Below are 15,457 nucleotides of genomic sequence, written 5' to 3'. Positions count from 1 at the left end.
CGCGCTGCGTGGGATGGGCTCGGCACGCCGATCTTGTCGGTGTCGATACCTAGGGTGCGCATCATGAATGCGGGGCGTCCCCTCGGGGAACGGGCACAGCTGGCGTTCGACGAACTGGGCACACCGTTGCGGGACACCACCTTCGTCGTGTTCGACCTGGAGACCACCGGCACCAGGCCGGGCGCGAACGGGATCACCGAGATCGGCGCGGTCAAGGTCCGCGGCGGCGAGGTGCTCGGCGAGTTCGGCACCTTCGTGAACCCGGGGATGCCGATCCCGCCGCAGATCGTGTCGCTGACCGGGATCACCACCGCGATGGTGCACGACGCGCCGCCCATCGAACACGTGCTGCCCGCGTTCCTGGAGTTCATCTCCGGCGCGGTGCTGGTCGCGCACAACGCGGCCTTCGACACCGGTTTCATGCGCGCCGCCTGCGAAGCGCACGGCTATCCCTGGCCGAAGACGGCCGTGGTGTGCACGGTCCGGCTGGCCAGGCGGGTGATCTCCCGGCAGGACACGCCGAGCTACAAGCTGTCCGCGCTGGCCGCCCTGTTCGGCGCCACCACCACCCCGAACCACCGCGCGCTGGCGGACGCACGGGCCACCGTGGACGTGCTGCACGCACTGCTGGAGCGGGTCGGCGGGGTGGGGGTGCACTCGCTGGAGGAACTGCTCGACTACCTGCCGGAGGTGACCGCGGCGCAGCGACGCAAACGCGGCATGGCCGCGCACCTGCCGGAGCGGCCGGGGGTGTACCTGTTCCGCGGGCCGAGCGAGGAGGTGCTCTACGTCGGCACCGCGTCGAACCTGCGGCGCCGGGTGCGCCAGTACTTCACCGGTTCGGAGAGCAGGGGCCGGATCCGGGAGATGGTCGCGCTGGCCGAGCGGGTGGACGCGGTGGAATGCGCGCACGCGCTGGAGGCCCAGGTGCGAGAGCTGCGGTTGCTCGCCGCGCACCGGCCCGCCTACAACCGGCGCTCGAAGAACCCGCGCAACGCCTGGTGGCTGGTGCTGACCGACGAGGCGTTCCCGCGGCTGTCGGTGGTCCGGCTGCCGAAGGACGGCGCGCTGGGTCCGTTCCGTGCCCGGGCCGACGCGCACCTGGCCGCTGACGTGCTGTCCGGCGCCACCGGGCTGCGCACCTGCACCCAGCGGATCCCGGCTCAGGCCGCGGCGGGGAAGCCCTGCGCGCTGGCCGAGCTCGGCCGCTGTGGCGCGCCCTGCGCCGGATGGCAGAGCGTGCCCGACTACGCGCCGGCCGTGCGGTCGGTGGCCGAACTGATCGAGGGCCGCGGCGACCAGCCGCTGCGGACCGCCCTGCGCCAGCTCGACCTGCTCGCCGAAGGCCAGCACTTCGAGCAGGCCGCCCGCCGCCGGGACGAAGTGGTGTCGCTGGTCCGCGCGGTCGGCAGGGCGCACCGGCTGAACTCGCTGGCCGCGATCCCGGAACTGGTGGCGGCCTCCCCCGACGGCGGCGGTGGCTGGGAGTTCGCCGTGATCCGGCACGGCAGGCTGGCGTCGGCCGGGGTCGCGAGACGCGGGGTCCCGCCGATGCCGGTGGTGGACGCGCTGGTCGCCGCCGCGGAAACGGTGCTGCCGGGGCCCGGACCGCTGTTCGGCGGCACCGGCGAAGAGATCGGCGTGCTGCTGCGCTGGCTCGGCCGGCCGGGAGTACGACTGGTGCGCAGCGCGCGGCCATGGGCCGAACCTGCTCGCGGTGCCGGCGGCTGGCACGCCTGGCTGGACCGTGCCGCCGCCGCGACCGCACTGGAGCGCGTCGGCTGACCTCAGGGGCAAATAGCCGGCTTTTCGCCCTGCCGCGGTCCGCGCCGGTCACCGGTCGGCGTGAGGCGGTGCGAGCTAGAGTTCAGTGCGGAACGTCCGGCAACCGAACAGGGAGGCCCCTTGATCACCGCGATCGTGCTGATCCACGCCGCCGCGGACAGCATCCCGGAAACCGCGCAGACGATCGCGGACATCGAAGGCGTCTCCGAGGTCTACTCGTGCGCCGGCGATGTCGACCTGGTCGCGATGGTCCGGGTGAGCGCGCACGAGGACCTGGCCGACCTCATCCCGGCCAAGATCAGCAAGGTGCCCGGGGTGCTCGGCACCGACACGCACATCGCGTTCCGCTCGTACGCGAGCGCGGACACCGAAGCCGCCTTCTCGATCGGCGACTAACGCACCACCCCGGACACGAGAGAGGGCCGGAACCCGAATCGGGTTCCGGCCCTCTCTCGTGTCGTTCTGAACGGTCAGTGCTCGGGGTTCTTCGAGCCGGCCGAGACCTGCTCGTCCTTGCTCACGGCCCCGTTCCCGTGGCCATTGCCATGACCGTTGCCCTTGGCCTGTTCCAGCGCCCTGGTCTCTTCGACCGGGTCCGGGAACAGCAGGCTGCCGGGCACCGCTTGACCGGCGGAGCCGAGCTTGTTCATCTTCTTCGGCACCGAGGCGCCCTGGTACTCCAGCGGGACCGCGTGGCCGTGCGAGTCCACCGGGCCGAGCGGCTGGTGCACCTCGATGAACTCACCGTGCGGCAGGCGCTTGATGATGCCGGTCTCGACACCGTGCTCCAGCACCTCGCGGTCCGCCCGCTGCAGACCGAGGCAAAGCCGGTACGTGATCGCGTACGCCAGCGGCGGCAGCACGATCACCCCGATCCGGCCGGCCCAGGTCATCGCGTTCAGCGAGATGTCAAACTGGTTCGCGATGATGTCGTTGAACCCGGACAGCTCGATGACCAGGAAGAACGAGATGGCCATCGCGCCGATGCTGGTGCGGACCGGTGCGTCACGGGGCCGTTGCAGCAGGTTGTGGTGCGCCTTGTCCTTGGACAGGATGCGTTCCAGCCAGGGATAGGCCAGCAGCAACGTGATCACCACGCCCATGCCGATGGCACCGCCGAAGAACACCGCGGGAATCGTGTAGTTCCCGAGGTAGACCTCCCACGGCGGGAAGATTCGCAGCATGCCGTCGGCCCAGGCCATGTACCAGTCCGGGTTCGAACCGGCGACCACCTGCGACGGGTTGTACGGGCCGTAGTTCCACACCGCGTTGATCTGGAACAGACCCGCCATCAGTGCGGTGATACCGGTGATGACCGCGAAGAAGGCACCGGCCTTCAGCGCGAACACCGGCATGATGCGCACGCCGACGACGTTGGTCTCCTTGCGCCGCACCCCGGGGAACTGGGTGTGCTTCTGGTACCAGACCAGCCCGAGGTGAACCGCGATCAAGCCGAGCATCAGCCCGGGGACCAGCAGGATGTGCAGGCTGTACAGCCGCGGAATGATCTCCGTGCCGGGGAACTCGCTGCCGAAGATCGCCCAGTGCAGCCAGGTGCCGATCACCGGAGTGGAGAGCACGATGCCGGACAGGGTCGCCCGGATACCGGTGCCGGAGAGCAGGTCGTCCGGCAGCGAGTAGCCGAAGAAACCCTCGAACATACCGATGATCAGCAGCAGCGCGCCGATGATCCAGTTCGCCTCACGCGGGCGGCGGAACGCTCCGGTGAAGAAGATCCGGAACATGTGCACCATCATCGCGGCCACGAACAGCAGGGCCGCCCAGTGGTGCAGCTGCCGCACGAACAGGCCGCCGCGGACGTCGAACGAGATGTTCAGGGTGGTCTCGAGCGCCCTGGACATCTCGATGCCCTGCAGGTTGACGAAGCTGCCCTGGTAGACGACCTCCTCCATGGAGGGGTCGTAGAACAAGGTCAGGTACACACCCGACAGCAGCAGCACGATGAAGCTGTAGAGCGCGATCTCCCCGAGCAGGAAGGACCAGTGCGTGGGGAACACCTTGTTGAACTGGTGCCGGATGCCCTTGGCGAGGTGGTACCGGTCGTCGGCCCACTTGGCCGCGGCCCCGGCCACCTTCTCCGCCGGGTTGGTGCCCTTGGTCGGCGTGGTGAGTGAACTCATGACTTACGCTCCCAGAAGGCCGGGCCTACGGCCTCGATGAAGTCGCCCCTTGCCACGAAGTATCCCTCATCGTTGACCGTGATGGGAAGCTGCGCGAGCGCGCGGGTGGCCGGGCCGAACACCGGCTTGGCGTACTGCAGCGCGTCGAACTGGGACTGGTGGCACGGGCAGAGGATGCGGTTGGTCCGCTGCTCGTACAGCGAAGTCGGGCAGCCGACGTGACTGCAGATCTTCGTGTACGCGTAGTAGTCGCCGAAGTTGAAGTCTTCCTGGCCCTTGCGCTTGACCACCTTGGCCGCGTCCGAGGTACGCAGGCGGATCAGCATCACCGGGTTGTCCGAGCGCTTCAGCGCCTTGGACAACGCTTCGTGGTCACCGGCCTCGGAGGTGCGGTACGGGAACACCGTCTCCATGGCGCCGGCGTCCAGGTCCTCCGGGCGCAGCAGGTGCACCGGGTCGGTGGACTTGCCGGTGTTGCGGCGCAGGTAGACGACCTCACCCGGGTACTCCGGCTGCCAGCCGGTGTGCCACAGGGAGTTCTTGTTCTCGGTGTCCTTCCATGGGTCCTTGATGAAGGACGCCACCGGCAGCGCGACCAGGCCGAGGCCGAGCGCGCCGATGCCGAGCCCGGCGCTGCGCTTGACCAGCGAGCGGCGGGCGATGGTGCTGCGGTTACCCGAGTCGGCCAGCTGGGCGAGGATGGTCTGCTTGTCCACCTCGCTCGACGGACCGTCGTTGCGCTCCTGCACCGCGAGCTCGCTCGGGATGAACTTCTTGGTGTAGATCAGGATCCCGATCCCGAAGGCGAGCACCGAGACACCCAGCGTGAGGCCGAGGAACGGGGTGTACAGGCTGTACAGGAAGTGGTTGTTCGAGTTGGCCGTGGTCGGCTCCTGGTACTGCCACGGCCACCAGATCAGCGAGACCACGAAGGCCAGCCCGGCGAGGCCGGAGAGGGTGAACCAGAGGGCGACCATGCGCTCGGCGCGCTTCTCCGCCTTGGTGCCCTTGACCGGCCACGGGTCCGGGTAGTCGACGATCTCGACACCGTCGAGCGCGGTCCCCAGCCGGACCAGCTGGTCCCGATCCATTGCCGCGAGTTCCGCCTCGGTGGGCGGCTTCGGCTCGTTGCCGCTACTCATGCGATATCACTTGCCTCGCTCCGATCCGCTCGGCAGGGCATGAGCCCGCCATCGCGGATTGCCTGAAGTTTTCCGGTAGTGCTCATGCCCTGGATCCGATCCACAGGGTCACACCGATCAGCGCGCCGATACCCACGATCCAGGTGATCACACCCTCGGTGGTCGGCCCCAGCCCGCCCAGCGAGTTGCCACCCGGGTTGTTGTTACCGTCGGAGACCGACTTGACGTAGGCGACGATGTCCTTCTTCTCGTCCGGCGTCAGCTGCCGGTCGGAGAACCTCGGCATGTTCTGCGGGCCGGTGAGCATCGCGTCGTAAATCTGCTCCTCGGTGGCCGGTCCGAGCGGCGGCGCGTACTTGCCCGAGGACAGCGCGCCACCGGCACCGGTGGCGTTGTGGCAGGAGGCGCAGTTCAGCCGGAACAGCTCGCCACCACGCGCCGGGTCCTGGCCGCGCAGCGCCTCGCCCTTTTCTTCCGGCCTGGCCGGCCCGCCGCCGTGCGACGCGACGTAGGCGGAGAGCGCGTCGATCTCCTCCGTGGTCAGCTTCGGCGGCTTGCGCGCGGCCTGTGCCTCCTGGCGGACCAGCGGCATCCGGCCGGAGGAAGTCTGGAAGTACACCGCGGCCTCGCCGACCCCGACCAGGCTGGGACCGCGGTCGGTCACACCCTCCAGGTTCGAGCCGTGGCAGCTGATGCACGTGTTGTTGTAGATCTCTTCGCCCTTGCGCAGCAGCGCGGGGTCGCCCTGCGCCTGCGCGGTCTGCGGCTCCGGCACGAAGATCGCGTATGCCGCGCCGGCACCGATCAGCGCCACCGCGAGGGCGAGCAGCCCGGCGAACCGGCGGCGCAGTTTGGTACGCGCGCGAAAGCGACGCTCCGAAGAGTTTTTGCTGGTGGTCATGTACGGCAACCCTTGCTGTCAGTTCGGGCCGATGTGGTGGCTGGCTCTTCGGATCAGGGCACGATGTAGATGACCGCGAACAGGCCGATCCACACGATGTCGACGAAATGCCAGTAGTAGGAGACCACGATCGCCGAGGTCGCCTGTGCGGGCGTGAACTTGCTCAGCTTGGTTCGCACCAGCAGGTACACGAAGGCGAGCAGTCCACCGATCACGTGCAGGCCGTGGAACCCGGTGGTCAGGTAGAACACGGTGCCGAAAGCGCCGGACGGGATGGTCACGCCTTCACTGATCAGGTTCAGGTACTCGTAACCCTGACCGCCGACGAAGATCGCGCCCATGATCAAGGTGATCAGGTACCACCGGCGCAGTCCGTAAACGTTGCCGCGCTCCGCGGCGAACACACCGAACTGACAGGTGAAGGACGACGCGACCAGGATGATCGTGAACGGCAGCGCGTACGGCACGTTCAGATGCACCGGCTCGCCGGTGGACTCCAGGATCGGCGGCCAATGGCCGCTCGAGTTCTGGGCCTTGACGGTGAAGAACATCGCGAATAGCCCAGCGAAGAACATGAGCTCGCTGGACAACCACACGATCGTGCCAACACTGACCATGTTGGGCCGGTTCAGCGAGTGCACGCGCTGGCTGATGGTGGGAGCTGCCGTTGTCACGCCTGCATTATGTCCCCTCACACTGAGGCGCGTCCTCTCGGGTCCACGGCGGGTCGCCTGCGGACTCGATCACACCAGACGAACGGGAAGCTGGACGTTACCGATGAGTTTGCTAGATCGACTGCATGACCTGCTCAGACGGCAGAAACCGGATGTTCTGGACCTGGACGCGCCGGACCTGCGGGTGGTGACAGAATCTTTCAATCCGATCGAAGCGGACTCCGCCGTACTGGCAAGATCACCCAACTGGCGGGCCGATGAACCCGCCGTACTGAGGCATCACCTGCTGCTACCGGCCGATCGGGTGACGGAAGCGGCCGCGACGCTGGCCCAGGACCATTGGACTTTACGCGAGGTGGCGGGTGATTCCGGGCCCGCCGAACCAGTGGATTCGGTGCAAGTGCGGGAAAAGGCGGAAAATCGTCACCTCGTCCGACTGCACGCGTTGCGCGTGCAGCGCCTCGACGCACTGCACTGCGCCCAGGAACGGGCCAGGATGGCCGGGCTCGCGCAGCGGCTGGACGGTGAGTCGCTCGGCTGGGACGCACTGCAGCCGAAGACCCCCGGATGAGGCGTTTCACCGGCCGGAGCACCGGGCGGATAGCATCGGGCGGCACCCACCACAGTCACCGCGCCGCCGAGGAGCACGCCTGATGAGCGAGTCGATGAGGATCCTGGTGTTCAGCCACCGGGCGGAAGTTCGCGAGTCGATCATCATGGCGATCGGCCGCCGTCCCGCCGCCGACCTCGGCCGGGTCGAGTACGTCGAGCACGACGGCGTCGGCAATCTGCTCGCGGACATGGACGAGGGCACCATCGACCTCGCCATCCTGGACGGCGAGGCGCAGCCGACCGGCGGGATCGGGCTGACCCGCCAGCTGAAGAACGAGATCGACGACTGCCCGCCGATCGTGGTGACGGTGCGCCGCAAGGACGACCGGTGGCTGGCCACCTGGTCGCAGGCCGACGCCGTGCTGGTGCATCCGCTGGACCCGCTGACCGCGGCGGAGACCGTCGCCGAGGTGCTGCGGGCGCGGCGGGTCCCCGTCGTGCACGGCTGATCCGCGATGACAGCCAGCATCGAGCACACCTGGCCCGCCCTGCTGCACCAGCTGACCGCCGGTACCGATCTGTCCGCATTGGACACCGCGTGGGCGATGGACCAGGTGATGTCCGGCGCGGCGACCCCGGCGCAGATCGCCGGTTTCGCGATCGCCCTGCGTGCCAAGGGTGAGACGGCCGCGGAGATCGCCGGCATGGCGGGCATGATGCTCGAGCACGCCAGGCTGGTGCACATCGACGGCCGCGCGGTGGACATCGTGGGCACCGGTGGCGACCGGTCCGGCTCGGTGAACATCTCCACCATGGCCTCGCTGGTGGTCGCGGCGGCCGGGGCGCCGGTGGTCAAGCACGGCAACCGGGCCGCCTCCTCGAAGTCAGGCGCTGCCGACGTGCTGGAGGCCCTCGGGGTGGCCATCGACCTGCAGCCGGACCGGGTGCGGCGCAGCGTAGCCGAGCTCGGCATCGGGTTCTGCTTCGCGCCGATCTTCCACCCGAGTCTCCGGCACGCCGGCACCACGCGGCGGGAGCTGGGCGTGCCGACCATCTTCAACCTGCTCGGGCCGCTGACCAACCCGGCCCAGCCCGGCTCGTCGCTGATCGGCTGCGCCTACCAGGACAAGACCGAGGTGCTGGCCAGGGTGTTCGCCGGCCGCGACGCCAGCGTGCTGCTGGTGCGCGGGGACGACGGGCTGGACGAGCTCACCACCACCACGACCAGTTCGGTGTGGGTGGTCTCCGGTGGCGAAGTGCGGCGCGAGACGCTGGATCCCGCTGACCTGGGCATTCCCCGGGCGACCGAGGCCGATCTACGCGGTGGCGACGCGGCGCACAACGCCGAGGTGATCCGGGAGCTCGCGGCCGGCAAGCCTGGCCCGGTGCGCGACGCGGTGCTGCTCAACGCGGCCGGCGCGCTGACGGCGTACACCGGGTTCTCCGGCGACCTGCTGAAGGATCTGTCCGCGGGGCTGGCCAGGGCGGCCGCCGCGATCGACTCCGGTGCCGCGGCCGACCTGCTCACCCGCTGGGCCGCCTTCTCCTGACGTCGGCTACTTCCCCGTGAAGGCGCGACGATAGGCGCTGGGGCTGGTGCCGCGCAGCCTGCCGAACTGGTGGCGCAGGGCAGCGGCCGAGGAGTACCCGCAGGCCGTCGCGATCTCCTCGACGGACAAGGTGCCCGCCTCCAGCAGGCCCTGCGCGCGGTCGAGCCGCCGCTCGGTGAGCCATCGGTGCGGGGTGGTCCCGGTCGCGGCGGCGAACCGGCGCAGGAAGGTGCGTTCCCCGAGTCCGGTGCGCCTGGCCAGCCCGGCCACGGTGACCGGCTGGTCGAGCCGCCGTTCGATCCACTCCAGCACCTCGGCGAGCAGGGTGTCCTCGGCCCCGGCGGACGCCGGCACCGGGGCTTCCACGAACTGGGCCTGGCCGCCGGCGCGATGCGGCGACGCCACCATCCGCCTGGCCAGCGCGGTCGCCGCGGCCACCCCGCGCGACCGCCGGACCAGGTGCAGGCACAGATCCACCGCGGCCACCGTGCCCGCGCTGGTCAGCACCCCGTCGTCGTCCACGTAAAGCGCCTTCGGGTCCACTTCGGCGGCGGGAAAGCGCTGGGAGAACTCACGCTCGTAGACCCAGTGCACGGTGCACCGGCGGTCGTCCAGTAGGCCGGCGTAACCGAGCGAGAAGACCCCGGCGCAGAATCCCGCCACCCAGGCACCCCTGGCCGCGGCGGCCCGCAGCACCTCGACGATCGGCTCCGGCGGGCGCGCGCTGCGGGGTGCGCAGGTGGGCACCAGCAACAGATCCGCGTCCGCGGCGAAGTCCAAGGTGGACAGCCCGGCCAGGTCGAAACCGGACCAGCTGCTGGCACCGGCGCCGTCCGGCGAGCAGACCGCGAACTCCCAGCCTTCGATCCCGTCCGCGGTCCGGTCGGTGCCGAACACTTCGCAGGCCACCCCCAGTTCGAACGGGGAGACCTGGTCGGCGACCAGCACCGCGACCTTCTGGATGTCCATTTCCGCAGTGTGTCATAAGTTTTGCGGCCGATGTCATTCCTGACACTGGCTGGGAGGACCGGGCGAGCGCAGATTGATGCTCATGAATCGCATCAGTACGGGAACGTTGAACTCACCGGTGCCGAACGGGGAACTCGGGGTGTCGCGGGGTGGGACTCGCGCGGCGTTGCGGTGGAGCGCCGCGATGGCGCTGTCCGGCACTATCGGCGCGGTCGTGCTGGAGAGCGGGGCCGCCGCGCCGGCGGCGGCCTTCGCCCGCTGCCTGGTCGGCGGGCTGCTGCTGGTGCTGTGGTGCGCGGCGACGGGCAGGCCGCGCAGCTGGCTCGCCGCACTGACCAGAAAGGACCTCGGGCTCGCCGTGCTCGGCGGCGTCCTGCTGGTGGGCAACTGGGTGCTGCTGTTCGCCTCGTACGCGCTCTCGTCGATCTCGGTCGGCACCGTCGTCTACCACACCCAGCCGCTGCTGCTGGTCGGCCTGGCCGCGCTGCTGCTCCGCGAGCGGGTGACCGGCGACCAGCTGGTCCGGGCCGTGATCGCGTTCGGCGGGGTCGCGCTGATCGCGTTGAGCGCACAGGGCTCGGACGGACAGCCGGTGCGGATGGCCGGGGTGGCGCTGGCACTCGGCGCGGCCGTGCTCTACGCCGGCGCCTCGCTCATCGCCAAACGGCTGGCCCACCTGCGCCCGCAGCTGCTGGCGGCGATCCAGTGCGGCACCGGTGCGGTACTGCTGGCACCGGCGCTGCTGATCACCCCGCTGCCCTCGGCGCCGGGCGGGCTGCTGTGGCTGGTGCTGCTCGGCGCGGTGCACACCGCGCTGATGTACGTGCTGATGTACAGCAGCATCGGCAAGCTGGCCACCGGCACCGTGGCGCTGCTGTCCTATCTGTACCCGGTGGTCGCGGTGCTGGTGGACCTGCTGGCTTACGGGCACCGGATCGGCCCGCTCGAGGGCCTCGGCATGGCCGCCGTGCTACTGGCCGCGCTGGCCCGGCGCCCGGCACGACGAAGGGCCGCACCTCATCAGCGATGAAGTACGGCCCTCCGGTCGAACGAGCTCACTCGTGGTTGGGTCCGGTGTGGTACTCGAACACCAGGCCACCGATGGCGATCAGCAGCAGCACGATGGCAACGGCCAGCATCCAGATGTGGAAGAACGCCATCGCGATACCGGCCATCCCGGCGGCCGCGGCCAGCGCGACCGGCCAGTAGCTGCCCGGGCTGAAGAACCCGAGCTCACCGGCACCGTCGCTGATCTCGGCGTCTTCGCGATCCTCCGGCCGCGCCTCGATCCGGCGGGCGACGAACCGCAGGTAGCTGCCGGCCAGCAGGGCAAGACCACCGGTCAGGATCAGGGCCACCAGGCCGACCGGCTCGACGCCGTAGCCGCTCATGGCCCCGGTCATCACCCCGTAGATCACCGCTACGAGGAAGGCAAAGATCGTGACGATGTCGAAAACGCGGGCTTCGACCTTCATGGAAGCTTCCTCACTCTCGCCTGCTGCACTCGAACCACGTATTCCGGCGTCCGGCTCAGCCGGACGAGGTCCGCAGCGTGCGGTCCGGGTTGAACGGCTGGGTGGTCACCGCGCGCGGCGTGCACAGCTCACCACAGTTCAGCGCGGTCAGCGCCTCGGCGGCGGTGTTCGGCACCCCGGACTTCGGGTTGATCTGGGTGCGCAGCTGGATGAAGCGGTCGTACTTGTCCGGCGAAAGCGCGCGGACCTCGAAGTTCATCACCGCGTGGTAGGTGCCGCAGAGCTCCGCGCAGCGGCCGACGAAGGAGCCTTCGCGGTCGATGGAGTTCTGGAACGACATGTCCTGGTTGTTCTTCTCCGGGTACGGCATGACGTCCCGCTTGAAGTTGAACTCGGGCACCCAGAAGGAGTGGATCACGTCGGTGGAACGGAGGTTGTACTGAATGGTCTTGTTGGTCGGCAGGACCAGCAGCGGGATCTCGGTGGTGCTGCCGACGGTGCTCACCGGCTGGCCGTCCGGCTTCTTGGCCTCGCTCGGGTAGCGGAACTCCCAGTTCCACTGGAACGCGACCACGTCCACCGTCACGTCGGGGTTGTCCTTCTTGTCCAGCACCGAGCTCTCGGTGGTGGCGGTGAAGAAGAACAGCACGCAGACCATGATCAGCGGCGTGACGACGGTGAACATCTCGAGCGGCACGTTGTACTGGAACTGGCGCGGCAGGTCCTGGCCCGCGGCGGCGGCGCCCTTCTTCTTCCGGTGGAACGCGATGGACCAGAACATCAGGCCCCACACGATGACACCAACGGCCAGTGCCGCGATCACGGTCCAGGTCCACAGCCAGCGCATCTCGGTGGCCTGCGGGGTGACCCCGACCGGCCAGCCGAAGCGCAGCACCTCGTCCCCGGAACACCCGGTCGCCACCAGCGCCACGAGCGCGACGAGACCGGCTATCTTGCCCGTTCCCCTCGACCGTTTCGCCGCGGTGCGCTCTGGATTGCCCACTGCGCCGTGCCCTTTCACCCAGAGCCTCCTCGACCGATCCCCATTTGACAGCGGGAGCCTATCGGAGATCGTCCACGGTGCCGACCAAGGGGTGACTGTTTGTGTCATCACAGTTCCCCGGCGCGCAAAGGACCGGGGCGGCCAGGTCACCGCGCAATAGCGCCCGGCATACTTGGCCCTTCGAACCCGGCCACGATTCCTGAGGTGTGTGAAGACGCGTGTGCGGTCTGCTTGGACTGGTATGTGCCACCGAAGACGACGCGGTGAAGGCGCGCGACGCGGTCGGCGCGGCGCTGCGCTGCCAGCGGCACCGCGGCCCGGACGAGACCGACACCTGGGCCGACGGTGAGGTCGTCTACGGCTTCAACCGGCTCGCCTTCATCGACCTCGAGCACTCGCACCAGCCGCTGACCTGGGGCCCGCCGGAGTCCCCGCAGCGCTACACGATGAACTTCAACGGCGAGATCTACAACTACCTCGAGCTGCGCGAGGAGCTGGCCACCGAGCACGGCGCGAAGTTCGCCACCGAGGGGGACGGCGAAGCGATCGTCGCCGCGTACCACCACTTCGGCGAGGCCGCGGTGGACAAGCTGCGCGGCATGTTCGCCTTCATGATCTGGGACGCGGACGAGAAGGTCGTCTTCGGCGCGCGTGACCCGTTCGGCATCAAGCCGCTGTTCTACGCGCAGGGCCCCGGCGGAATCGCGTTCTCCAGCGAGAAGAAGAGCCTGCTGGAGCTGGCCGAGACACTGGGCGCGCGGGGCGAGCTGGACACCGTGCTGGACAAGAAGGCCCTGCAGCACTACCTGGTGCTGCAGTACGCGCCGGAGCCGGAGACGCTGCACCTCGGGGTGCGGCGGCTCGAGTCCGGCACCTCGTTCACCGTCACCCCCGGTGGCGAGCTGCGCACCAGCCGGTACTTCCACCCCCAGTTCACCGCCCGGCAGGTCACCGGCGCCGACGAAGCCACCGAGCTGCACCGCCGGATCACCGAGGTGATGAAGGACTCCGTCGCCAAGCACATGGTGGCCGACCCGGACGTGACCGTCGGCGCGTTCCTCTCCGGCGGGATCGACTCCACCGCCATCGCGGCGCTGGCCAAGGAGCACAACCCGAACCTGATCGCCTTCACCACCGGGTTCGAGCAGGAGGGCTACTCCGAGGTGGACGTAGCCGCCGAGTCCGCGGCCGCGATCGGCGTGAAGCACGTGATCCGCACGGTGACCGCGGACGAGATGATGGAGTCGCTGCCGCTGATCGTCTGGTACCTGGACGACCCGGTGGCCGACCCCGCGCTGGTGCCGCTCTGGTTCATCGCCCGCGAGGCACGCCGGCACGTCAAGGCGGTGCTCTCCGGCGAGGGCTCGGACGAGCTGTTCGGCGGGTACACGATCTACCGCGAGCCGATCTCGCTGGCCAGGTTCGAAAAGGTGCCCGGCGCGGTGAAAAGCCTGCTTGGCAAGGTCTCGGCGAAGATCCCGGAGGGCACCAGGGGCAAGGACCTGCTGCGGCGGGGTTCGCTGTCGCTGGAGGAGCGCTACTACGGCAACGCCAGGATCTTCCGCGAGGACCAGCTGCGCGGGGTGCTGCGCACGTTCACCGAGGGTGTCGGCCACCAGGACGTCACCGCGCCCTGGTACCGGGAGTCGCGGGACTGGGACCCGGTGGCGCGGATGCAGCACGTGGACCTGTTCACCTGGCTGCGCGGGGACATCCTGGTCAAGGCGGACAAGGTGACCATGGCGAACTCGCTGGAGCTGCGGGTGCCGTTCCTGGACCGCGAGGTGTTCCGGGTCGCCGCGAACATCCCGCTGGACCAGAAGATCACCAAGGAAACCACCAAGTACGCACTTCGCCGCGCGCTGGACGGGATCGTGCCGGCGCACGTGCTGAACCGGCGCAAGCTCGGCTTCCCGGTGCCGATCCGGGTGTGGCTGCGCACCGAGATGTACGACTGGGCGCGCGGCATCATCAGCGACTCGAAAACCGACGAGCTGATCGACAAGCAGGCCGTGCTGCGGCTGCTGGAAGAGCACAAGACCGGCGCGCTGGACCACAGCCGCCGGCTATGGGCGCTGCTGGTGTTCATGATCTGGCACGGCATCTTCATCGAGCACCGGATCTCCCCCGAGATCCCCGAGCCGCACTACCCCGTCAAACTCTGACCCGCCGCCAGTCCCTAAAGCTCCGTGAAGGGCACCTTGCCTACCTTCAAAGTAGGCAAGGTGCCCTTCACGGATTCGGGGTCAGGGGGCAGGGGGGTTAGGCGGGGAGGAAGGCGCCGATCTCGGTGGCGGCCTCGGCGCCGTAAGCGTCGCTGAGGCGGGAGAGCATGCTCGCCCGGTCGTAGGTCCAGTCCTGGCCGCCGACCGTCTCGAAGGAGAGCACGCCGATCAGCGCGCCCAGCTGCGCGGAGCGCTCCAGGCTCAGCCCGGCCGCGGCAGCGGCGAGGAAGCCGCCGCGGAAGCCGTCACCGGCGCCGGTGGGGTTGGCGGTCCGCACAGCGGGCACCGCCGACACCTTCAGGTCGGTGCCGTCCCGGCCGACCAACTGCGCCCCCTCCTCGGCCAGCGTGGTCACCCGCAGGCCGACCCGCTCGGCGACCTGCGCCTCGGTCCAGCCGCTCTTCTGCAGCAGCAGCTCCCACTCGTAGGCGTTGGTGAACAGGTACTCGGCGCCGTCGATGAACCGCCGAACCTGCTCGCCGTCCATCCTGGCGAGCTGCTGCGACGGGTCCACCGCGAAGGTGTAGCCCTGCTCCCGGCACTCCTGCGCCCGGTGCAGCATCGCTTCCGGGTCGTCCGGCGCGATCACCACCAGGCCGAGGCCGCCGACCTGCTCGGCGATCGGCGCCAGCCGGATCTCGCCGGCCTGCGACATCGCGCCCGCGTAGAACGTGGAGATCTGGCACATGTCGTCGTCCGCGGTCGAGACGAAACGTGCCGTGTGCTTGGTATCGGAGACGTAGACCGCAGAGCAGTCGACACCATGCCGCTCGAGCCACGCGCGATACTCGTCGAAGTCCTTGCCCACCGCTCCCACCAGCAGTGGAGCCGAGCCGAGCACCCCCATCGCGTAGGCGATGTTGGCGCCCACTCCACCGCGGTGGATTTCCAGATCGTCGGCGAGGAAGCTCAGCGAGATCTGGTGCAGCTGCTCCGCGATGAGCTGCTCGGCGAACCTGCCGGGGAAGTGCATGAGGTGGTCGGTTGCGATGCTGCCGGATACCGCGATCCTGGCGTTGGCTGCCACCGGTTCTCCTTTG

15 protein-coding genes are annotated in these 15,457 nt (G+C 69.0%); 7 read left to right on the top strand and 8 right to left on the bottom strand.

What is annotated here, in order from left to right; all coding sequences use genetic code 11:
* Nucleotides 1–63: 63 nt before the first annotated feature.
* Together AMYNI_RS0128430 and AMYNI_RS0128425 are read left to right on the top strand one after the other, a co-directional pair.
* The gene (locus tag AMYNI_RS0128430; protein WP_026361043.1) at nt 64–1,785 is read left to right on the top strand and encodes a DEDD exonuclease domain-containing protein; all 1,722 of its coding nucleotides are present in this window, start codon (nt 64–66) and stop codon (nt 1,783–1,785) included.
* A gap of 120 nt (nt 1,786–1,905) precedes the next feature.
* Entirely contained in the window at nt 1,906–2,181 is a 276-nt protein-coding gene (locus AMYNI_RS0128425) for an Lrp/AsnC family transcriptional regulator (protein ID WP_020671479.1), read from the top strand.
* Nucleotides 2,182–2,255: 74 nt separating this feature from the next.
* Here AMYNI_RS0128425 and qcrB read toward each other — a convergent pair whose 3' ends face one another.
* From qcrB to ctaE, 4 genes are all read right to left on the bottom strand, one after another.
* Nucleotides 2,256–3,926 (bottom strand): cytochrome bc1 complex cytochrome b subunit, encoded by a 1,671-nt coding sequence (gene qcrB, locus AMYNI_RS0128420; RefSeq protein WP_020671478.1) that lies wholly within the window; start codon nt 3,924–3,926, stop codon nt 2,256–2,258.
* A complete protein-coding gene (gene qcrA, locus AMYNI_RS0128415) occupies nt 3,923–5,068 on the bottom strand; it encodes a cytochrome bc1 complex Rieske iron-sulfur subunit (RefSeq protein ID WP_020671477.1) in 1,146 nt (381 codons plus the stop codon). Before qcrA ends, qcrB begins: the two co-directional genes overlap by 4 nt.
* 82 nt (nt 5,069–5,150) lie before the next feature.
* On the bottom strand, nt 5,151–5,969 hold the full coding sequence (gene qcrC / locus AMYNI_RS0128410) for a cytochrome bc1 complex diheme cytochrome c subunit (protein ID WP_020671476.1): 819 nt from the start codon (nt 5,967–5,969) through the stop codon (nt 5,151–5,153).
* Between the two features lie 53 nt (nt 5,970–6,022).
* Nucleotides 6,023–6,643, bottom strand: a complete 621-nt coding sequence (gene ctaE / locus AMYNI_RS0128405; RefSeq protein ID WP_026361042.1) for an aa3-type cytochrome oxidase subunit III — start codon at nt 6,641–6,643, stop codon at nt 6,023–6,025.
* 103 nt (nt 6,644–6,746) lie between these two features.
* Between ctaE and AMYNI_RS0128400 the strand changes: the two genes are divergently transcribed.
* The 3 genes from AMYNI_RS0128400 to trpD all read left to right on the top strand — a co-directional run bounded on the left by AMYNI_RS0128400 (nt 6,747) and on the right by trpD (nt 8,745).
* Nucleotides 6,747–7,214, top strand: coding sequence for a hypothetical protein (locus AMYNI_RS0128400; RefSeq protein WP_020671474.1), 468 nt, complete (start codon nt 6,747–6,749; stop codon nt 7,212–7,214).
* A gap of 82 nt (nt 7,215–7,296) precedes the next feature.
* The gene (locus tag AMYNI_RS0128395; RefSeq protein ID WP_020671473.1) at nt 7,297–7,704 is read left to right on the top strand and encodes a hypothetical protein; all 408 of its coding nucleotides are present in this window, start codon (nt 7,297–7,299) and stop codon (nt 7,702–7,704) included.
* Between the two features lie 6 nt (nt 7,705–7,710).
* On the top strand, nt 7,711–8,745 hold the full coding sequence (gene trpD, locus AMYNI_RS0128390) for an anthranilate phosphoribosyltransferase (protein ID WP_020671472.1): 1,035 nt from the start codon (nt 7,711–7,713) through the stop codon (nt 8,743–8,745).
* Nucleotides 8,746–8,751: 6 nt separating this feature from the next.
* On the opposite strand, the gene AMYNI_RS0128385 is transcribed toward trpD, so the two are convergent.
* Nucleotides 8,752–9,714, bottom strand: coding sequence for a GlxA family transcriptional regulator (locus AMYNI_RS0128385; protein ID WP_020671471.1), 963 nt, complete (start codon nt 9,712–9,714; stop codon nt 8,752–8,754).
* Between the two features lie 184 nt (nt 9,715–9,898).
* On the opposite strand from AMYNI_RS0128385, the gene AMYNI_RS0128380 reads away from it, so the two are divergent.
* Nucleotides 9,899–10,744: a DMT family transporter gene (locus tag AMYNI_RS0128380; protein WP_020671470.1), complete on the top strand. Its 846-nt coding sequence runs from the start codon at nt 9,899–9,901 to the stop codon at nt 10,742–10,744.
* A gap of 25 nt (nt 10,745–10,769) precedes the next feature.
* Here the strand turns inward: AMYNI_RS0128380 and AMYNI_RS0128375 are convergent, their stop codons facing one another.
* Both AMYNI_RS0128375 and ctaC read right to left on the bottom strand, forming a co-directional pair.
* Nucleotides 10,770–11,189 (bottom strand): cytochrome c oxidase subunit 4, encoded by a 420-nt coding sequence (locus AMYNI_RS0128375; RefSeq protein WP_020671469.1) that lies wholly within the window; start codon nt 11,187–11,189, stop codon nt 10,770–10,772.
* Nucleotides 11,190–11,244: 55 nt separating this feature from the next.
* Nucleotides 11,245–12,192, bottom strand: a complete 948-nt coding sequence (gene ctaC, locus AMYNI_RS0128370; protein ID WP_063713779.1) for an aa3-type cytochrome oxidase subunit II — start codon at nt 12,190–12,192, stop codon at nt 11,245–11,247.
* A gap of 218 nt (nt 12,193–12,410) precedes the next feature.
* On the opposite strand from ctaC, the gene asnB reads away from it, so the two are divergent.
* Nucleotides 12,411–14,357: an asparagine synthase (glutamine-hydrolyzing) gene (gene asnB / locus AMYNI_RS0128365; protein ID WP_020671467.1), complete on the top strand. Its 1,947-nt coding sequence runs from the start codon at nt 12,411–12,413 to the stop codon at nt 14,355–14,357.
* 97 nt (nt 14,358–14,454) lie between these two features.
* On the opposite strand, the gene AMYNI_RS0128360 is transcribed toward asnB, so the two are convergent.
* On the bottom strand, nt 14,455–15,444 hold the full coding sequence (locus AMYNI_RS0128360) for a carbohydrate kinase family protein (RefSeq protein ID WP_020671466.1): 990 nt from the start codon (nt 15,442–15,444) through the stop codon (nt 14,455–14,457).
* Between the last annotated feature and the right edge of the window lie 13 nt (nt 15,445–15,457).

It is taken from the genome of Amycolatopsis nigrescens CSC17Ta-90 (assembly GCF_000384315.1).
Lineage (GTDB): Bacteria > Actinomycetota > Actinomycetes > Mycobacteriales > Pseudonocardiaceae > Amycolatopsis > Amycolatopsis nigrescens.
This window is presented reverse-complemented; position numbering and strand designations above follow the sequence as displayed.